The organism is Mesorhizobium sp., assembly GCF_004962925.1.
Taxonomy (GTDB): domain Bacteria; phylum Pseudomonadota; class Alphaproteobacteria; order Rhizobiales; family Rhizobiaceae; genus Mesorhizobium.
In genome coordinates this window covers 1-224 of the sequence record NZ_SUEO01000375.1, presented here as the reverse complement: position 1 = coordinate 224, position 224 = coordinate 1, and the positions used below count along the sequence as shown (strand labels likewise).

At 60.3% G+C, this 224-nt stretch carries 1 pseudogene; it reads right to left on the bottom strand.

What is annotated here, in order from left to right:
• Positions 1–40: 40 nt before the first annotated feature.
• Positions 41–224, bottom strand: a pseudogene (locus E5W87_RS35090) (sugar ABC transporter ATP-binding protein); the annotation flags it as partial.

Here is a 224-nt window from a genome sequence, read left to right as displayed (position 1 = left end):
GGACCTTTTGACGCCGGTCTCGACAGGTGCTGCCGTCATCTCAAGCCGCGTCGCCGAACGAGGACTGGATGATCTTTTCCTCCGTCAGCTCGTCGCGCCCAAGATTGGCGACGATCCGGCCGTTCTTGAAGACATAGATATGATGGCAATTGTCGAGCTCTTCGGTTTCCGTGGTGTACCAGAGGAAGGTGCGGCCGCGGCCAGCCTCTTCGCGCACGAGGTCG